The organism is Amycolatopsis nalaikhensis, assembly GCF_030264295.1.
In the GTDB taxonomy this organism is placed as follows: domain Bacteria; phylum Actinomycetota; class Actinomycetes; order Mycobacteriales; family Pseudonocardiaceae; genus Amycolatopsis; species Amycolatopsis nalaikhensis.
The window spans coordinates 2,283,653-2,302,068 of the sequence record NZ_CP127173.1; the positions used below are offsets into that span (position 1 = coordinate 2,283,653).

Annotated in this window: 19 protein-coding genes and 1 pseudogene; 15 read left to right on the forward strand and 5 right to left on the reverse strand. The window is 69.9% G+C overall.

Going from position 1 to position 18,416, the window contains the following annotated elements:
* The first annotated feature begins 131 nt into the window (after positions 1-131).
* The 6 genes from eno to QP939_RS11215 all read left to right on the forward strand — a co-directional run bounded on the left by eno (position 132) and on the right by QP939_RS11215 (position 3,577).
* On the forward strand, positions 132-1,424 hold the full coding sequence (gene eno / locus QP939_RS11190; RefSeq protein ID WP_285456621.1) for a phosphopyruvate hydratase: 1,293 nt from the start codon (positions 132-134) through the stop codon (positions 1,422-1,424).
* Positions 1,421-1,597: a hypothetical protein gene (locus QP939_RS11195; protein WP_285456622.1), complete on the forward strand. Its 177-nt coding sequence runs from the start codon at positions 1,421-1,423 to the stop codon at positions 1,595-1,597. The genes eno and QP939_RS11195 overlap by 4 nt, the downstream gene beginning before the upstream one ends.
* The gene (locus tag QP939_RS11200; protein ID WP_285456623.1) at positions 1,594-2,142 is read left to right on the forward strand and encodes a hypothetical protein; all 549 of its coding nucleotides are present in this window, start codon (positions 1,594-1,596) and stop codon (positions 2,140-2,142) included. The genes QP939_RS11195 and QP939_RS11200 overlap by 4 nt, the downstream gene beginning before the upstream one ends.
* Positions 2,139-2,474 carry a hypothetical protein gene (locus QP939_RS11205; protein WP_285456624.1) on the forward strand — a complete coding sequence of 112 codons (336 nt, stop codon included), beginning with the start codon at positions 2,139-2,141 and terminating at the stop codon, positions 2,472-2,474. Before QP939_RS11200 ends, QP939_RS11205 begins: the two co-directional genes overlap by 4 nt.
* 129 nt (positions 2,475-2,603) lie before the next feature.
* Positions 2,604-3,377 (forward strand): COG4280 domain-containing protein, encoded by a 774-nt coding sequence (locus QP939_RS11210; protein ID WP_285456625.1) that lies wholly within the window; start codon positions 2,604-2,606, stop codon positions 3,375-3,377.
* A complete protein-coding gene (locus QP939_RS11215; protein WP_285456626.1) occupies positions 3,374-3,577 on the forward strand; it encodes a hypothetical protein in 204 nt (67 codons plus the stop codon). Before QP939_RS11210 ends, QP939_RS11215 begins: the two co-directional genes overlap by 4 nt.
* 7 nt (positions 3,578-3,584) lie before the next feature.
* Here the strand turns inward: QP939_RS11215 and QP939_RS11220 are convergent, their stop codons facing one another.
* Positions 3,585-4,160, reverse strand: a complete 576-nt coding sequence (locus QP939_RS11220; RefSeq protein WP_285456627.1) for a Chromate resistance protein ChrB — start codon at positions 4,158-4,160, stop codon at positions 3,585-3,587.
* Positions 4,161-4,561: 401 nt separating this feature from the next.
* On the opposite strand from QP939_RS11220, the gene QP939_RS11230 reads away from it, so the two are divergent.
* The 3 genes from QP939_RS11230 to QP939_RS11240 are packed head-to-tail and all read left to right on the forward strand — an operon-like array spanning position 4,562 to position 6,734.
* A complete protein-coding gene (locus QP939_RS11230) occupies positions 4,562-5,953 on the forward strand; it encodes an MFS transporter (protein WP_285456628.1) in 1,392 nt (463 codons plus the stop codon).
* Positions 5,940-6,407 (forward strand): MarR family winged helix-turn-helix transcriptional regulator, encoded by a 468-nt coding sequence (locus QP939_RS11235; protein ID WP_285456630.1) that lies wholly within the window; start codon positions 5,940-5,942, stop codon positions 6,405-6,407. The genes QP939_RS11230 and QP939_RS11235 overlap by 14 nt, the downstream gene beginning before the upstream one ends.
* A gap of 6 nt (positions 6,408-6,413) precedes the next feature.
* A complete protein-coding gene (locus QP939_RS11240; protein WP_285456631.1) occupies positions 6,414-6,734 on the forward strand; it encodes a hypothetical protein in 321 nt (106 codons plus the stop codon).
* 270 nt (positions 6,735-7,004) lie between these two features.
* On the opposite strand, the gene QP939_RS11245 is transcribed toward QP939_RS11240, so the two are convergent.
* Positions 7,005-7,313 (reverse strand): STAS domain-containing protein, encoded by a 309-nt coding sequence (locus QP939_RS11245; RefSeq protein ID WP_285456632.1) that lies wholly within the window; start codon positions 7,311-7,313, stop codon positions 7,005-7,007.
* 420 nt (positions 7,314-7,733) lie between these two features.
* Positions 7,734-8,246, reverse strand: coding sequence for a chemotaxis protein CheB (locus QP939_RS11250; RefSeq protein ID WP_285456634.1), 513 nt, complete (start codon positions 8,244-8,246; stop codon positions 7,734-7,736).
* 370 nt (positions 8,247-8,616) lie between these two features.
* On the opposite strand from QP939_RS11250, the gene istA reads away from it, so the two are divergent.
* Positions 8,617-10,254, forward strand: a complete 1,638-nt coding sequence (gene istA / locus QP939_RS11255; protein ID WP_285456636.1) for an IS21 family transposase — start codon at positions 8,617-8,619, stop codon at positions 10,252-10,254.
* Positions 10,251-11,051, forward strand: a complete 801-nt coding sequence (gene istB / locus QP939_RS11260) for an IS21-like element helper ATPase IstB (protein WP_285456638.1) — start codon at positions 10,251-10,253, stop codon at positions 11,049-11,051. Before istA ends, istB begins: the two co-directional genes overlap by 4 nt.
* 9 nt (positions 11,052-11,060) lie before the next feature.
* Here the strand turns inward: istB and QP939_RS11265 are convergent, their stop codons facing one another.
* Entirely contained in the window at positions 11,061-11,192 is a 132-nt protein-coding gene (locus QP939_RS11265) for a hypothetical protein (protein WP_285456640.1), read from the reverse strand.
* A 564-nt stretch (positions 11,193-11,756) separates the two neighbouring features.
* Here QP939_RS11265 and QP939_RS51805 point away from each other — a divergent pair.
* From QP939_RS51805 to QP939_RS11280, 3 genes and pseudogenes are all read left to right on the forward strand, one after another.
* Positions 11,757-11,951: pseudogene (locus QP939_RS51805) on the forward strand (STAS domain-containing protein); the annotation flags it as partial.
* A gap of 184 nt (positions 11,952-12,135) precedes the next feature.
* Positions 12,136-12,855, forward strand: coding sequence for an ATP-binding protein (locus QP939_RS11275; RefSeq protein WP_285456644.1), 720 nt, complete (start codon positions 12,136-12,138; stop codon positions 12,853-12,855).
* Between the two features lie 50 nt (positions 12,856-12,905).
* The gene (locus QP939_RS11280; RefSeq protein ID WP_285456645.1) at positions 12,906-16,388 is read left to right on the forward strand and encodes a tetratricopeptide repeat protein; all 3,483 of its coding nucleotides are present in this window, start codon (positions 12,906-12,908) and stop codon (positions 16,386-16,388) included.
* Between the two features lie 176 nt (positions 16,389-16,564).
* On the opposite strand, the gene QP939_RS11285 is transcribed toward QP939_RS11280, so the two are convergent.
* Positions 16,565-17,587, reverse strand: a complete 1,023-nt coding sequence (locus QP939_RS11285; protein WP_285456647.1) for an LppP/LprE family lipoprotein — start codon at positions 17,585-17,587, stop codon at positions 16,565-16,567.
* 544 nt (positions 17,588-18,131) lie between these two features.
* On the opposite strand from QP939_RS11285, the gene QP939_RS11290 reads away from it, so the two are divergent.
* Positions 18,132-18,308 carry a hypothetical protein gene (locus QP939_RS11290; protein ID WP_285456648.1) on the forward strand — a complete coding sequence of 59 codons (177 nt, stop codon included), beginning with the start codon at positions 18,132-18,134 and terminating at the stop codon, positions 18,306-18,308.
* Positions 18,309-18,416 lie beyond the last annotated feature (108 nt).

The window sequence follows — 18,416 nt, forward strand, 5'->3', positions numbered from 1 at the left end:
CGCAGCTCAGGGCACTCCCAAGTCCCTCCGTGCCTCCCGGCTCCCGGCTCCCGGCTCCGTGAGCCCGCTGTTCCGGCGGGACACCGGTCGCATCACACGCATCTTCCCGACGAACCCGGCAGGAGAGCGTCATGACCACTGTCCAGTTCACCGACCTGCGCGCCCACGAGATCCTCGACTCCCGCGGACGTCCCACCCTCGCGGTCACCGTGTCCCGCGGTGCCCGTCACGCCACCGCGTCGGTGCCGTCCGGGGCATCCACCGGCCGTCACGAGGCGCACGAGCTTCGCGATGACGATTCCGCCCGGTACGGCGGAGCCGGTGTCCTGACGGCGATCGGTTCGGTCAACGGCGAGCTGCGCGAGCTGCTGTGCGGGCGGCCGTGGCACGAACTGTCCGGTGTGGACTCGGCGATGCGGGACCTCGACGGCACGCCAAACCTGTCCCGCCTCGGGGCGAACGCCGTCATCGGCGTGTCGATGGCGGTGGCGCGGCTGCTCGCCGACGCCGACGAACTGCCGCTGTGGACCTGGCTGCGAGTCTCCGGGGCAACCGCGCGGCTGCCGGTCCCGCATTTCAACGTGCTCAACGGCGGCGTCCACGCTCGCACCGCCCTCGCGTTCCAGGAGTTCATGATCGCCCCGCTGGGTGCGCGCAGCATGGGCGACGCCATCCGCGCCGGCGCCGAGATCTACCGTGCGCTGCGCGGCCTGCTCACCGACGCCGGCCACTCCGTGGGGCTCGGCGACGAAGGCGGCTTCGCCCCCGAGTTCACCCAGCCGGAGGACGTGCTGCGGCTGCTCGTGCGCGCGATCGAGGAGGCTGGTTACCCTGCGGGGCTCGATGCGGTGGCGATCGCGTTGGACCCCGCGGCGTCCCAGTTTTGCCAGCCGGACGGCAGTTACGTCGTCGGCGGGCATCGGCACAGCGCAACCGAGCTGGTGCAGCGGTACGTGGAGATGGTGCGGGACTTCCCGATCTGGAGCATCGAAGACGGGATGGCCGAGGACGACGACGCCGGCTGGCAGGAGATCACCGACGAACTCGGCGAACACGTCCAGCTGGTCGGCGACGACAACTTCGTCACCAACCCCGCGCTGATCGCCCGGGGAGCCGACGCGGGCATCGCCAACGCCGCCCTGATCAAGCCGAACCAGATCGGCACCGTCACCGAAACCCTGGCGGCCATCCGAGTCTGCCGGGACCGCGGCTACCGGCAGATGATCTCGCACCGCTCCGGCGAGACGTGCGACGACTTCATCGCCGACCTCGCCGTCGGCACCGGCTGCGGTCAGCTCAAGGCCGGCGCGCCCGCGCGCGGCGAGCGGGTGGCAAAGTACAACCGGTTGATGATGATCGACACCGCCTGCGCGGGCCTCCCCTACGGCATCCCCGCCGACGCACGCAGCACACCGGGCCGGTGAGCACGATGGCCGACACCGCGACCTGCCACGGCTCCACCGGCCCGAACGTCATCGATGGTCCCTTGTGGACAGTCGGACAACCGCTGCCCGATCTGCGTCCCGTCGAGATCGTCGATGTCCGGCAGGCTCACCGGCTGCTGGGCCGCGCTCACCGCCAAGGCCGCGCGCCATGACCGTGCGGAGCCTCTGGCGGCGGTGGTGGCACCGTGCGGCGCGGCCGCCGACCGGCGTGCAGCTGAACCTGCTCCTGCCGGTACTCGATCGGGCGGCCGAGCTGGCTCCGGTGGCCGACGGCGCGGTCCGTGCGTGCGGGGCACCCGGCGACGTGCCCGGTCACGTCGGCCGGACGTGCGGCGAGCTGGTCACCGCCTACCAGCAGCTGCGCACCGAGCTACGCGACATCCCGGCAGAGGGCGCGCTGCGCGGGACGGCCGACGAGATCGACCGGCTGCTGCACTACCACCAGTGGCTGGTGCGCAGCGCGCTGCAGCTCGCGTTTTCGCTCAACCCCGATCCCCGCACGGAGGCGATGCGGCGCCGGCTCGACGGCCTCGGACCGTCCGCAACCCGCCTCGACGCCCTCCGCGCCGACGTCGCCCGGCAGCTGGACGCCTCCACCGCGCGGCGGACCACCGACGCGGGACACGACGGTGACCACGCCGACCGCGACAGGGCGGCCCCACCCATGGGACCCTCGCCGGAGGAGGGCGGCCGATGACCGCATCACCCGCGGTTCCCGATCCGGCCCACGGCCGTCGCGGCCTGATGTACTGGCTGCCCCCGCACGGATTCGGCAACGGCATCGACGCCACCGCCTGGGCGGAGCTGACCCACCTCACCGACGACGAGCTTTCCCGGGTCCTGCTCGCCCTGGCCGACGCGCGCATCGCCGCGTATGTGGCGCAACTGCGTCACCTGCCGTTCGCGGGCGATGACGGGCCGGTCACCTACCGGTTGTGGGTGGACTCGCTGCGCTACCGGCGGGCCGAGGACGTCCTGATGGAGGTCCTGCGCGGCAAGCGAGCCAGACGACCGCGGGACCCGTCGTGACACCCTGCGGCAGGCGCTGATCACCGCCGCGCTCTTTGCTCGCGCCGCGCCGGCCGTTAGGATGACAGACTAACAGCTGTTAGATTTCAGGCGATCCGAGCAGCTGTTGATGTCCGCGAAGGAGGTGTCGTGACCAGCAGCGCGTTGTTCCTGGCAGTATTTCTGGCCTGCGTGGTCGAGGCCGTCGAGGCGTTGACGATCGTGCTGGCCGCGGGCACGGCCCGCGATTGGCGATCGACCGGCTTCGGGCTGGGGACGGCGCTGGTGGCACTGACCGCGATCGTCGCGGTTCTCGGCCCGGCCTTGACGGTGGTTCCGCTCGCCGCGCTGCGTCTCGTCGTCGGCTGCCTGCTGTTGATCTTCGGGCTGCAGTGGCTGCGGAAGGCGATCCTGCGCGCCGGCGGCCTCAAGGCACGTCACGACGAAGCCGCGATCTTCCAAGCCGAGCTGACCGCCGCACGAACCGCACCGGCCCAGACGCGCGGCATGGTCACCGACTGGTACGCGTTCACATTGTCGTTCAAAGGTGTGCTGCTGGAAGGCCTGGAAGTCGCGTTCATCGTGGTGACCTTCGGCAGCAACGAGCACAACGTGCCCTTGGCGGCGCTCGCCGCGGGCTGCGCCGTGGTCGTGGTCGCCGCGGCTGGCATCGCCGCCAAAGCACCCCTGGCACGAGTCCCGGAAAACACCCTGAAGTTCGTCGTCGGCGTCATGCTGACCACGTTCGGGATCTTCTGGGGCAGCGAAGGCGCCGGTGCCGACTGGCCCGGTTCGGACGCGGCGCTGCCGGTCATCGCACCTGCCGTCGCCCTGTTCGCGCTGGGGCTGGTGGTGCTGCTGCGCCGCCCGGCCAGGCGCACAGACGCCGTTGTGGCACCGGACCAGGAGGTGAAGCCGACGTGATCGCGCGGCTGCGGGCTTTCGGAGCGTTCTGGTACGACTTCGTCGTCGGCGACGACTGGCGCGTCGCGCTCGCGGTGGTGCTCGCGCTCGCGGCGACCTACGGGCTCGCCCACGCGGGCGTACCCGCCTGGTGGGTCCTGCCTGCCGTGGTGGTCGTCGTTTTGCCTTGGAGCCTGTGGCGCGCCCGCTCAACCCGCTGACACAGGCTCAGTGCCCGTCGGCGTCCCTGGCGTACACCGTCGCCGCGTAGGTCTCGAGCGCCTTCTCGCACCGTTCGAGCGCCTGCACCGTCGCCGGACGGCCAGGAGCGTCGAGCACATCCCGCTCGGAGATCTTGGCGAACCAGTTCCGCAGCTTGACCAGGTCTTCCTCGTTCTCCTCGAGTTCCGCGTAGGTGTAGTGCTCGGCCGCGGTCTCCTTGTCGATCTCGGCGAGGAAATCCCGGCACTTGTCGATGATCTCCTCGTACTCGTCGTCCCGCGCGGCCTGGAAGGCAGCGACCACGTCCGGCCCGCCGGCCAGCGCCACACTCGAGAGCAACACGCCCGTCCCGCCCATTTCGACGATCTCGTGACGCAGCTTGCGCAGCGCCCGTTCCGCCGCGGCCCCAGCCGGCAACGCGGCGGCCGAGTTCTGCAGGTAAATTGCTCCCAGCCCCTTCAGCCGACGCCACACCGCGGCACGCAACCTGCTCGGCTCGGGCGGAACACGGTAGATCAGAACCAGCCAGGACTGAGGGATCCCGGCCGGCTCGGCGACCGTGCTGGGCTGTTCATCGGACACCCCCACAGTCTGCAAGCCCGCGCCCATGCCGAACGCGGCAGGTCTGGCACAGCTCCGACCCGTCAAGCTCCGCGACGGGCAACGCGACCAGGATCTCCGCGATGATGCACAGCGCGTAGGCCCGGATCGGGATCGGTCCCAGGTGCCATACGGCCGGTGAGGGGCTCGGCAATGAGGCCACATACATCGCTGCCCGCTTCCTCGCGACGATGGCGACCACGAGCTAGTTACCTCGATGTCCGAACTAAACGTCGAGGCGGCTACCCGCTTCGCAGCCGCATCACCACAGCGGGACCGGCGAATTCTCGCAAGTTGGACAGGGTTGCGGATGTGGCCGACTTCATGCATCGCCGACTAGTTGTTCTGTCCTAGAATGATTTGATGAGTGGTGAGGTGATCGGATGGCGATGCTGACCGAGCGGGCGCGGCCACGGGTGGTGCGCGAGCACCCGAACGCGGGGTGGTTCGCGGTGGGCGCGGTGTGTTTTGGCGCGTTCATGGGGCAGCTCGACGCCAGCATCGTGACGCTGACCTTCCCGGCACTGCAACGCGAGTTCGGCGCCCCGCTGGCGGCCGTGCAGTGGGTGTCGCTGGCGTATCTGCTGACCCTGGTCGGTCTGCTCGCGGCGGTGGGGCGGATCGCGGACGCGGTCGGCCGCAAGCTGACCTACGGCTACGGGTTCGCGGTGTTCACCGCCGCGTCGGTCGCCTGCGGGCTGGCGCCCACCCTCGGCATGCTGGTCGGATTCCGGATCCTGCAGGCAGTCGGGGCGGCGATGCTGCAGGCCAACAGCGTCGCCCTGGTGGTCACCAGCGTGCCGAAGGCGAAGGCCCGCGCGGCGCTGGGTGTCCAGGCCGCCGCCCAGGCTCTCGGGCTGGCGCTCGGGCCGGCCGTCGGTGGTCTGCTGGTCGGTACGGTCGGCTGGCGCTGGGTGTTCCTGGTCAACGTTCCCGTCGGCATCCTCGGCCTGGTTGCCGGCCGGTTCCTGCTGCCGCGGACGCGGGAACGCAGCCCGCTGGGCCGCCGGTTCGACGGCGCGGGCGTCGCGTTGCTGGCCACCACCTCCACCGCGATCCTGCTCGCCCTGTCAGGCTTGTCGGGGTTGGGTCTCCCGGCGTGGTCGATCCCCGCGCTGACGGTGCTGGGCGTGCTCGCCGCCCTCGGATTCGCCTGGCGGGAACGCCGCGCGAGCAACCCGATCGTGCGGTTGAGTGTGCTGCGCCCGCCGGCGGTGTCGTGGGGCCTGGCCGGGGCGCTGTGCGGTTACCTGGTGCTATTCGGTCCGCTGACGTTGCTGCCGCAGGTGCTGGGCGACCACGGCATAGCCGGGCTGGTGCTGACCAGCCTGCCCGCCGGATTCGCGGTCGCCGCCCTCGCGGCCGAGCGGATACTCCCTGCATCGTTCGGGCCCCGGGGACGGTCGGTGACCGGCGCGGCGATAAGCGCGGCGGGCTGCCTCGCGGTGCTCGCCGCGGGGGGCTCGGCCGGGTTGACCGGCGTGTCGCTGTTCCTGGTCGGACTGGGGCTGGGAGTGTTCATCCCGGCGAACAACTCGTCCATCATGGCGGCCATCCCGGCGACGATGTCGGCGACCGGAGGAGGCTTGGTGAACATGGCCCGGGGACTGGGCACCGCGCTCGGTGTCGCGCTGGTGACCTTGTGCCTGCACGCGGGCAGCGGCGCCGGTGTTCCGCTGGCGCTGTCGGCGCTCGCCGCCGGCGGTGCCGTTGCCGCGGTGACCGGCCTGTCCACTGGGCGCGGCGGGCCGGCGGGTGCCGATGCCCGAGCCTGACTCCGGCGTTGCGCTGGCCGAGGTCGTCGCGCGGCTGCGCCGGGCGATGCGCCGCGCGGCCCGCAACGCCGACCCCGCGACCACCTTGTCGGTGGCGCAGCTGGAACTGCTGTCCTGCCTGGCCGAGAACCCCGGCGCCCGGCCGAGTCGGCTGGCCCAGCTGCTCAAGCTCGCGCCGAACACGGTCACCACCATGGCCAACGGGTTGCAGGCGAAGGACCTGCTCACCCGCACCAGTGGCAACGACGACCGGCGCACGGTCGCCCTGGAACTCACCGGTGCCGGCCGCGACGCCGTGCGCCGCTGGCAGGCCACCAACACCGCGATCGTCGAGACGGCCGTGGCCAACCTGCACCCGGCCTGGCAGCACCTGCTCACCGCCGCGCTGCCCGCGCTGCGCGAACTGGTCGGCTCCATCGACGACCTCGCCGAAGCCCCACGAGCCGGACGGTAGGGCGGCATGGACTCCACCGAACGCGAACAGGCCGCCTCGAGCGTGTGGCGGTCCTGGCTGAGCACTGCGGCCACAGCTGCCCTGACCGGCGTGCTCATGCTCGCGCTCGCCCGCGGCGCCCTCGCCGGCTACCTCGAGGTCGCGGGCGGGCTCGAGGTCGTGGCAGCCGTCGCCCTCGCCTGGGTCGGTGGACGGCGCGCTGCCCGGATACGCCGAGCTGGCCCCGGTGCCCGCAGCGATCTCCCGCCGGCGACAGCGCTGCTCGGCGCCGCGCTGGTCATCGTCCCGGTCCTCGTCCTCGGCGCCGGGCTCCTCGCCTCCTCATAGCCGACCCGGCACCGACCGATCCCGCGCGGCCCGGATGGGTGGCTTCTCCTATTCGGGTACTCAGCGGCTATTCACCGAGTGCGGTGGCTGCTGACATCGGCGAGAGGACTGACCTTGGTCGAAGTGACGCGCACCTTCACCGTCGCGGCGGCGCCGCAGCGGGTGCGTCTCGGCACCAGGCCGATCGAAGTCGGCGCCGACGAGCTCCGAAGGCACTCGAGAGCCAACCGAGACCCCCACACTCGCGGGTCCGGATGTCGTCTCCGGAGATCAGGCCGACCGGTCCGTGCTTGGCTGCGTGAGCACGGCCAGCATCAGTGCGCCGAGATCGTCGCTGTCGGCGAGCATGTCCAGGGTGCCGGTGGCCTGCAGGAGGTCGCGGGCCGGGCCTTCGGCGTGCAGGAGGTGGTAGGAGGTGCCGTGGTCGACCGCGGCGCGGTAGCCGGCAAGCAGGGCCCGCAGGCCGGCGAAATCGAGGGCGGTGACATGACGAAGGTCGATCAGGAGTGTGGTGGGCAGCTCCATGGCAACCGTGTCGATGATCAGTGCCGTCAGCGTGGCAGCCTCGCCAGCGCACACCCCCGGCCCCGTACATGCAGCCGTACGACCGAGCGTGGCGTTCTGTGGGTGCTTGCCGTGAACGTCACCGTGCGCCTCCGGATGTCGAACGTTTCGCGGCGAGGTCCGGGCCGACGGCGGAAAGGGTCAGCGTAACGCTCGGCGCTGAGGTGATTTACCGCTGGGCGGCTGCGCTGCCCTGCGCGGCCGCGAGGGTTTCGACTACGACACAGGCTCGCCATGGCGATTCTCCCTATCGGTGCCGATGTGACCTTGATGCTGGTCGAGCAGCCCCAGAGAAAACCGCAACCGGCGACCGGTTCGGGGTAGTCGACCGGCGCGAACTCGACGAGCTGGCTGGGCAGCTCGTCGGTCACACCGCCGGCAGCGCCTCGGCCTGGGGCGTTCTGTTCACGAGGCGACGGTTGTCGTCGTTTCGCCTCAGCAATCTTCGGTGCTCCCGTCGACGTGTCGTTCGACGTGGGCACGGATGGCGGCGGCGATATCGGGGAGGCTGAGGACGTCGTCGACGAGGCCAGTGGCGATGGCGGCGCCCGGCATACCGAAGTCGGCGGAGGTGGCGTGGTCTTGGGCGAAAACGGTGCCGCCGCAATGACGGATGGCGCGGATTCCCGCCTGGGCGTCTCTGCCGTGCCCGGTGAGGACAACGGCCAGGGCGCGCGAGCCGCAGGTGACGGCGAGGGTGGCGAGCAGCACGGTCCCGGGAGTCAGTTCGTCGTCGTTGCGGGCTTCGCGAACCCGCAGAGCGGTCCGTTTGGCCAGGATCTCGGTGAGGTGGCTGGCGCGGTCGGGAGCCAAGTGCTGGGCGATGACGACCGCGGCCGGGAGATCGGCGGGCAGCGGGGGCGAGCACGTGGGTGAGAGCGTCCAGGCCGCCGACCGAAGTGACCAGTGCGACGACGGGAAACTGCCGTGCCAGCGGATCGTGGCCACGCGTGATTCCCGTCAGCTCGCCAGGATGGGACGGCGTGTTCGGCGCGCCGGCGGCGGTCGGGTCGGATGGTGTCTCGGCGGGGTTCATGGTGCGAACCCTGCCACGTCGGTGCGTTTTCGCCGGTGCGCTGCGTCGATACCTGAGCGGCCGCTGCGGCGTCACAGACGATCGGCCGGGCGTCGGGCGCCGGTTCGATGCCCAGCGGGCGGCCATCGGTTGGCCGTGGCATCGTGATCTGGCCCCGGTTCGGCACCGTTAGCGGGCCCCACCGATCGGGCGAATTCCTGCTCGTGACGTGCGAGTCGGTGGGTCGAGTTGAGGGTCCTGGGTGGACAGTGCCGGTGAGGGGCCGTCCGCGTGGGAGCCGGGATGGTGTCCAGGGTGGAGTTGTTCGCGCTGATCCGGCGGGATGCCCGGGTGGAAGGCCTGTCGGTCCGGGCGCTGGCTGAGCGGCACGGGGTGCATCGCCGGACGGTGCGCCAGGCCCTGGGGCCGGCGGTGCCACCGCTGCGGAAGACCCCGGCGCGGTCGTCGCCGGTGACGGGTCCGTTGCGTGAGGCGATGGACGGGATGTTGCGGGCGGATCTGGACGCGCCGCGCAAGCAGCGGCATACCGCGCACCGGATCTGGGAGCGGCTGGTCGACGAGCACGACGCGACGATCGCGTACCGCACGGTGTCGAAGTACGTCGCCCGCCGCCGTCCGGAGATCGTGCTGGAAGCCAGGAATCGGGCGAGTGTGATGGACGGGTTTGTTCCGCAGACACACCTTCCGGGACAGGACGCCGAGGTCGACTTCGCCGAGGTCTGGGTCAACGTCGGCGGTGTCGACACCAAGTGCTTCCTCTTCACGCTGCGAATGTCGTTCTCTGGCAAGGCAATTCACCGCGTCTACTCGTCGCAGGGACAGGAGGCGTTCTTCGCCGGGCATGTCGCCGCGTTCACCGAACTGGGCGGTGTCCCGGCCGGGGAGATCCGTTACGACAACCTGTCTTCCGCGGTCCGCCGGGTCTGCTTCGGCCGCTCACGACTGGAGACCGACAAGTGGGTGCTGTTCAAGTCCGCCTACGGGCTCACGAGTTTCTATTGCATGCCAGGCAAAGAAGGCGCCCACGAGAAAGGCGGTGTCGAGGGCGAGGGTGGCCGGTTCCGGCGCCGCTGGTTCGTCCCTGTCCCGAAGATCCCGGATATCTCGGGGCTGGCCGGCATCAACGACCGGCTCGCCGCGGCGGACCGTGCGGAGGACGCCCGCCACATCGACCAGCGCACAGCCACGATCGGGCAGAACTTCGCTCTTGAGGCGCCGCTGCTGGCGCCGTTGCCGGTGGATGAGTTCGACATCGCGCTGACGACGACTCCGCGGGTCGACCGCTACGCACGGATCACCGTCCGCCAGGCGCTCTACTCGGTCCCGGCGCGGCTGATCGGGCAGACGGTCCGGGCGAAGCTCGACGCGGAGGAACTGGTGGTGCTGCACGGATCCGAGGAGGTCGCCCGGCACCCCCGGGTGACCACCAAGGGCGGGCAGCACCTCGTGCTCGATCACTACCTGGAGGTCCTGGCCGGCAAACCGGGCGCGCTGCGCGGGGCGACCGCGCTGGTCCACGCGCGGCAGAAGGGCTGGTTCACCGCCACCCACGACGCGTTCTGGGCCGCCGCGCGAGCCAAGCACGGCGACCAGGCCGGCACCCGGCTGCTGATCGAAGTTCTGCTGCTGCACCGGCGCATGCGCCACGCGCACGTGATCGCCGGGATCCGCGTCACCCTCGAGGCCGGGTCGGTCTCGCCCGATGTGGTGGCGATCGAGGCCCGCAAACACGCCGCCGCGGCCGGCGAACCCAGCGCCACGGAGGAACCGCTGCAGCCTCGGCGCAGCCGCAGCAAAGTCGTGTCCCTGCCCGAACGTCGCCGCGATCCCGACCTGCCGGCGGACTCCCGCCCCGCACCCTCGGTCGCCGCCTACGACCAGCTGCTGCACAACACTCCGAAGAAGGGGAACGCGTCATGACCCGCACCACCGCCCGCGGCCGGGACCAGATCGCCGAGGAAGCCGCCGACGCCGCCATCGAGCAGGCCTGCCGGATCCTGCGCCTGCCCACCATCCGCGACCGGTTCGGCGATCAGGCCGCCGCCGCGGCCCGCCAGCAGGCCACCTACAAGAGTTTCCTGTCGGAGCTGCTGTTCATCGAGTGCGAGGACCGCGAGGTCCGCCGCAAGGCCCGCCTGGTCAAGCAGGCCGGTTTCCCGCGCACGAAACGCATCGAGGACTTCGACTTCGCCGCCAACCCGAACGTCCCGCCCGCACTCGTGCACACCCTCGCCAAGGGCGCCTGGATCCGCGCCGGGCAGCCGGTCTGCCTGATCGGGGACTCCGGCACCGGCAAGTCCCACCTGCTGATCGGGCTGGGCACCGCCGCCGCGGAGGCCGGGTTCAAGGTCCGCTACGTCACCGCCGCCGCGCTGGTCAACGAGCTCGTCGAGGCAGCCGACGACAAGCACCTGTCCAAGACCATCGCCCGCTACGGCCGCGTTGACCTCCTTTGCCTCGATGAGCTCGGCTATCTCGAGCTGGACCGGCGCGGCGCGGAGCTGCTGTTTCAGGTGTTCACCGAGCGGGAAGAACGCTCGAGCATCGCGATCGCGAGCAACTCCGCGTTCAGCGAGTGGGCTCGCACCTTCACCGATCCGCGACTCTGCGCCGCGATCGTCGACCGGCTCACGTTCGATGCGTCGATCATCGAGACCGGCACCGAGTCGTTCCGGCTGCGCACCACCAAACGCCGGCGCACCAACCGAGCCAGCTGACCACACCGGTCAGAACGGGGCGTCGCGCCAGTCCACCTCGACCGATCCGGCCGACGGGACGCGGATCGTTCCCGCGTCAATCTCGACCCGCTCACCGGCGGCGTTCTCGGCCGCGAACACGTCCAACGCGTCCTCGTCCAACCCGGCAGTCCCACGTCTCGCAGGCGTCCTCCAGCTCACGGCGGACCACCGCGACCGGGTCGGCCCGCGAACCCGATGAACACCTCGTCCAGCGCCCACACCAGCGTCACCACCGGGCCGGGCTCACGCTCGCTCACCACGCCATCGTCACCAGCGGGCCAGTCCGCGACCAGCAGAAACACCCGAACGAGGTGGGGCCAAATCAGAGTGCCGACCCGCCGCCGACAAGGGCAGGTGGGGCCACATCAAGATGCCGACCGATCCCGCAACCCAGCCGCCGGGGCCAGTTCAGAGTGCCGAACCGGGGCCAATTCAACTTGCCGAAATCAATCGGTGGCCCGCCGCCCCGTACGACGCTGCCTGTCCAGCCGTCACGTCCGCGACGTAGTCGTACTCAAGGTATTCCGGGCCTGAAGCGTTGGTCCTCTGCTGCTCCTCAGGAATGATGTGCGGACGACGTTCCCCGAGCCTGAGGTCGGTGGCTGTCCGGTCGAGTCCTCCACCACGTTGCCGCTGTCCAGCCGGCACGTCGACGGCGCGCTTGTGCTCGCCGTCGGCGGCGAGGTGGACCTGCTGACCGCGGGCCAGCTGGCCGACGCGGTGACCGCAGCGATGAAGGACAGTCCGCCCGTCCTGATCATCGACCTGACGTCGGTGACGTTCTTCTCCTCTGCCGGACTCTCGGTCTTGGTCGATGCCGACCAGCAGAAGGGGGACGGCACGGAAGTACGTGTCGTGGCCGGTGAAGCCGCGCAACGGTCGATCACGCCGACCGGGCTGCACCACCTGCTGTCGGTCTTCAGCTCGCTCGAGAACGCCCTTATCGCCCCCGATGAGCTGCCTGCGCCTGCCGGTGGCCATGGACTATCCGGCCTCGGGGCACCCGACGCGTTCGATGAAGAAAGGCCCACGCGATGGCTGATGCCCCCGACGCCTCTCCGACGTGGCCTCCGGACGTCCGGAGGCCACCCAGGTCGAGGATCTGTACCTTCCGGAACTCACGGCATCCCCGCAGGTGCTGGAGCGGGTACGGCGCCAGCTCGCCGAGTGGGCAGCCCGCGCCGGCCTGGCGACGGGCCGGGTGCACGACCTCGTGCCGGCGGTGTACGAGGCGATGGCCAACGTCGCCGTCCACGCCTACGCCGGCGCCCCGAGCATCCTGCACCTGAGCGCCCGACGCGACGATGCCCGGGTGACCGTCATCGTCACCGACCGCGGTCGGGTGACGATGACGACCTGGAAATCCGTCGGCCCGCCCTCTTCTTGTCACAATGCGCTGTCGTCGAGCGATAAGGACGGTATGAGCAACCGACGGTGGGCGCTGCTGGCGACTTGCGTGGTGGTGGCGGGAATGGGCGCCGTGTTCGCGGTGGTGCAATGGGACGTGGCCAACAGAGTGGCGACCATGGCATCGGCGTTGGGGGCCGTCGCCGCCGTCGGCATCGCGGTGTGGGCGGCGCTGCCATCGAAGCGGTCCGCGTCGAATGCATCCACCGTGGTTCGAGCCGAACGCACGGGTGACGCCGTCTCCGGTGGGTCCGGCATCGCAACCAGCGGGATACGGGTCCGAGGCCAGGCCGACGGGTCCTTGGCGGCCAGGCGCACCGGTGCGGCAGACGCGACTCGTGGCGGCGACGCGACGAGCGGGGTCGTCCGGGACTGATTCGGGTGCGACGACGACATCCACCGGGGGCACCTGCTCAGCCGCAGCAGATGACCGCGTCCAAAACGGGCTCCGCGACCGCAGCGGGCAGTGGTCTGGCGAACTCGGGGATCATCAATGGAGACGTGACGATGGTCCCCGTCGTCACGACGCACTATCGGGAGAGCGTGCTCCGCATCGCCCCACCGACGCTGGTGGACCGCGCCGACGAGCTGCAGGCACTCGCCGACTTCTGCACGGAACCGGATGTGGCCGAACCGTACATGTGGTGGTGCGCGGGCGCGTGGTCGGGCAAGTCGGCGCTCATGTCGTGGTTCGTGCTGCACCCTCCGCCGGGGGTGCGCGTCGTGTCGTTCTTCATCACGGCGCGCTTGGCCAGCCAGGACGACCGGGCGGCATTCTGCGACAACGTGATCGAGCAACTCGCGGCGCTGCTGGAAGAACCACTTCCTCCGCTGCTCACCGAGTCCACCCGGGACGCTCACCTGCTGGGCATGCTCGCCGAGGCCGCTGACTTGTGTGCCGAACGTGGGGAGCGGCTGGTGCTGCTCGTCGATGGCCTCGACGAGGACCGCGCGGCCAATTCCGGACCGGACGCGCACAGCATCGCCGCCCTCCTGCCTTACCGGCCGCCGGCCGGTGTGCGGGTGATCGTGTCGAGCCGGCCGCATCCCACGATTCCCGGCGATGTTCCCGACGATCATCCGTTGCGTGACCCGGCCGTCGTGCGGCCACTCGCGGCGTCTCCCGCCGCGAAGGTGGTCCAGGACGCGATGGAGCGCGAGCTGGACCGGCTGCTCGGCGGCCCAGGGCGAGATCTGGTCGGCTTGGTCGTCGCGGCCCGGGACGGGCTGACGGGCGCGGATTTCGCCGAGCTGATGGGGTGGTCGAGGCGGCGGGTGGAGCGACTGCTGACCACTGTCGCGGGGCGTTCTTTCGTGCGGCGCGCCGGAGGCTGGCCCATCGGTGCCGAATCCGAGTTGTACGTGCTCGGCCACGAGAAGCTGCACGACACGGCGATCGAGGATTTCACCGAGGACCAGCTCATCGAATACCGGCAGCGGCTGCACGAGTGGGCGGCTCGCTACCGCGAGCGGGACTGGCCGGCCGACACCCCGGAGTACCTGCTGCGCGGTTACGCACACATGCTGATCACGACCGGCGACGTTTCCCGCGCGCTGGCGTGCACCACCGACCGGGTGCGCCACGACCGGATGCGCGCCGTCTCCGGCGGCGACACCGCCGCCCTCAACGAGATCACCTCCCTGCAGGACCTACTGCTCCGCGCCGACCGACCCGATCTGGCCGCACTGGCCAGTACCGCAGTCCACCGCGGCGAACTGTCCGAACGCAACACCGACACATCCCCCGGCCTCCCGGCTGTCTGGGCAGCCCTCGGCCACCTGCCGCGAGCCGAGGCGCTTCTGGGGGCCATCCCCGATCCGGCCCGGGCGGCACTGGCGACGATCGCCGTGTCGAGAGCGCTCTCGACAGTCGGCGATCTGGACACGGCTCGCACATTCGCGCATCGAGCCGATGACATCGTCCGCGCCAACTCCGACAACCCTTATGTAGAGGCGTCCACGGCCTTCCCGCTCGCATCGGCCATGCTCGATGTCGGCGAGATCGAGCGGTGCGACCAGCTCGTCGAACGCGGCAAGTCACTCACCAAAAAGTTTACTCTTCGCAACGAGCCGTTCGACTCGCTGACCGAGCTGACACAAGCCATCGCAGCTGCAGGGCCCGCGCGTGCTCAAGTCCTCATCGACCAGGCCCAACAGATCCTCCCCACGATCGACAGCCACTACTTCCGGTCGGTCGGGATGGTCGACCTGGCACTGGCGGCGGCCAAGGCCGGGGACCCCGACCACGCCGACATTCTCGTCCAGGCCATCCCGATGCCACAGTTCCAGATCGAAGCCGTGATCGGGCTGATCACAATCGCGGAGGGGGATCGTGTCGGCCGCCTCGCTGGCCAGGCGGAGGCTATGTTGTGGGCTCTGCCGGACCCGATCGAGGACGGCGGAATCCAGCTCTTCCCAGTGCCCACCATTGGCAGCCTGACCGCCAGGTTGGCAGAAACACTGCTCGGGATCGGCCGACTCGACCAAGCCTCCGCCCTGACGGAGCGAATCGAGGACGCCGGACATCAGGCGCGCGTGTTCTGTTTGCTGGCGATGGCCGAGATCGCTGCCGGCAACTCCGGCCGTGCGCGAGAGCTGGGCGATCGCGCGGAGACGGTGACTCGCGGCCTGGCCAACCGAAGAAGCACAGTCGACAAGGCGACGGCTCTGGCAAATGCGCTGACCGACGCAGGGGACAGGAACCGGGCCACAAACGTTCTCGACCAAGCGAGCAGGCTCGCCTTGGGCCTCGCGGACGCGCAAACGCGCAGAAGCGCGATTCGCAACGTGGTCAAAGCGTTGCTTCACGTTGGGGACCTCGACCGTGCCGAGGCCCTCATCCGCTCCTGCCCGGACTTCAACTATGACGACCTCGTCGGCGCCGGCCTCGACGAGGTGGCGGTACACGATCCGGCCAGGGCGACTGCGCTCATCGAGAAGATCGGTTCTCCCACACTCCGTGCGCAAGTGATGCTCTTCAGCGCCCAGCGCATCGCAGAAAACGGCAACCTCGTCCTCGCTGGAAAACTGCTCGACCGCACCGAGGAAATTGTCGCAACGATCACTGGAACCGCAGACAGGGTTGGTCCGGTTACCTGGATGATCACCGCGGCGATGACCATCGGCGACCGAACCCGAGCCGATACCCTTGTGGCCCAGGCGGAACAGATGGTCGCAGCGGAGCCTGAGCCCGAGGTGCAGGAACGGGCCGTTGTAGCGCTGGTTGGGGAATTCGCTCGACACGGTTATCGGGATCGTGCCGAGTCGCTCGCCCGAATCGCCACTACTGCACACAACGTGGCTGACACCGCGATCAGTCTGGCCGCGGCCGCCGCGAGCGACGCGGCCGAACCGCAACGCGCCCGCGAACTCGCCAGCCGCGCCGAAGCCCTCACTCTCGAGCTGGATGACCTCGAACGCAGAGGGCTTCTCACGGCACGGCTGACGGACGTCCTTGCCGGCATCGGCGACGTCGACCGCGCGGGCGAGCTGGTGCGAACGATCGCCGATCCGGTGGACCGCGTCCGCGCGGCTGTCGTTCTCATCCGAGCGATCGCGCAATCCGGCGATGCCGACAAGGCCCGAACACTGGCCGTCGAGACAGAAGCATTCATCGCCGCCATCCCCGACGTATCCGCGCGGACACGCGCGACGACACACTTCGTGCAGACCGTCACGATCGATGGCAGCCGGGGCCGCGCCGAGGAGTTCGCCACCACAATCGCCCTGCCGGCGCAGCGAGCGGCACTCCTCGCCGTCCTCGCTCTGCAAGCCGAACAGAAACGAGCAGAGCGGTTGATCGCCCGGATCCTTCGATTCGACGACTGGACCGCGGCACTGACACCGCTCGTCCGCGCCAAGCCAGACGTGCTCACCTATTTCGCTGACGAGCTGCCACTGCATGGGTGACGCACGGCGCGCGTGCGGGTGGTGTTGTGGGCGAGACTGAAGATCATCTTGCGGACCCGCTCTCCGCTTCGCCTGTACAGCATTGACCGGCCTCAAGGCGCCTGGAATTCCTGTTGCGGCCTTTGCCGGCCACGCTAGAGGAACTGGGGCAGATCTCGAGTTCGTGCCGCGGTAGTTCAGCGTCGGCCGATCCGGCTGTTCGGGTCGGCGGGTGGGATGGGGTCGAGTGGCTGGAGGTTGTGGCCGAACCAGTGGAAACGCACTGTCGCCGAGCCTGCCGTCGGGCAGCAAGCGGGGTCGTCGGGTTCGTACAGCTGGTAGTTCAGAGCGATGGTGTCGCCCGTGGACCACGCTTCGGTGATCGTCGCGCTGGGGAGTTTCGCGTCGGTGCCAAGGTAGTAGTTGTCGTAGAAGAAAAAGGCTCTTTGGTCGTACCCGTCGGCTGATCCGGTCGCGGTAGCCGTGATCACGTGCAGGCCCCTGCCGTCCGACCAATCGGGTGCGGTGTTGGGCGTGTAGCCGCGAGCGGCGATCAATGAGTCAGCGCTGTCCAAGTTCCCGACGTACACCTCGCCCGGGGCGCCGGGATCCGGCGACTGGACAGGCGTGGGCGCGGCGGAGGCGATAGGCAGAAGTTGCGGGCTCGCCGATGGCGTCGGGGCAGGCTCTCGAGTCGGTTCAGGCACCGGTTCCGGCTGGTGCTTGGTGGCGGCCGATGTCGTCGGCGGGGCCGCGGCCGAGAGCTCCCGCACGTGCGACTGCCATCCTCCGGCAGCTACTCCGGCCAGGGGCAGAGCCACCGCCGCTCCCAGGACGAGCGCGACGGGAACCACGTACCGGACCTGGCCGGGCGAGTAGCTCGAACGGGCGCTCGGCGAGGACAGTCGCGGCGGCGGTGCGGGCATCGCGGCACCGAGAAAAGCCGCCAGTGAGCCGGCCAGCGCGACCCACGGTCCGAACGCGACCTCGGCGAGCGGCGCGACTTGCGCCACTACCTCGAACTCCTGGATCAGCAGCAGACCGACCAGCAGAACCGTGAACCCGCCGAAGACCACCGCGCTCACCCGCGCCGCCGTCGGCATCCGGATCAGCGCGCCGCACGCCACGGCCGCGATCCCGGTGACGACAAGCATGATGGGCACGGCGGGAGCCGATGCGATGGTGGAAAGTTGAGCCAAGGTCAGGTCGCCGATCAGCACGACGGTGAGCCACGGCAGCCACGGTGACGCCGCGACCAGCAGGCCGCCCAGGAGCAGGCCGAGGCGCGCCCACGGTGGTGCCGGGTTCGCTGCCGTTGGTGAGGCCGGTTGTTGCGCGGCGGTGTGGTGCGGGATCGGCTTGCTGCACCACCGGCACAGCACGGCGAGGTCTTGCACCTGTTCCGCGCAATACGGACACGTCCGCACCGTGTGCCTCTTCCCTGTATCGCGGGGCACCGCGCGGCGATGACCGCGGGCGAGCCTGTGTGGAAGTCGGTGCCGGGATGCGGGTCGTTACTCCGCCAGGGACCTGGCCGGCAGGCCGTCGTCCCTCCGGGCAACGAGCGTCGGCGGGGTGGTTCCGGCGTCGGAAGACGGTCATGTGCCCACGTTGCGGGTAAAGAACCAGCTGTCCAGCCGAGATGCTCGAAGGCGTCCTCAGCTTCGATGGTGGCGACCAAGCCGGGTTCGCCCGTCCGCTCTCGGCTGCTCGTGTCCAACGCCCGTCGATGGGCGAGGGCGAGGCCTGCTCTAGTCTCGGGCGATGCGGCGATTACTGCTGGACTCCCAGGGCACCCTCCGGCCGGCCGCCATGCTTCTCGCGGTCCTCGTGGTCGTGGGCGTGGTGCTCGGATTGGCCAGCCTCGGTGGCTGGGCGGGTATGGCCGGGATCGTATTCGTCCTGGGTGCATGTCTGCTGGCCATGATCCGCTTCGGCTGACGACGGTGGTGCCGCCGGCGCCGGTCGGTGGATCAGCGGCCGACGAGTACACCGACGACCGTTGTCACGTGTCCGGGAATGGTCCCCCGGGGAGTTCCGCCGAAGAGG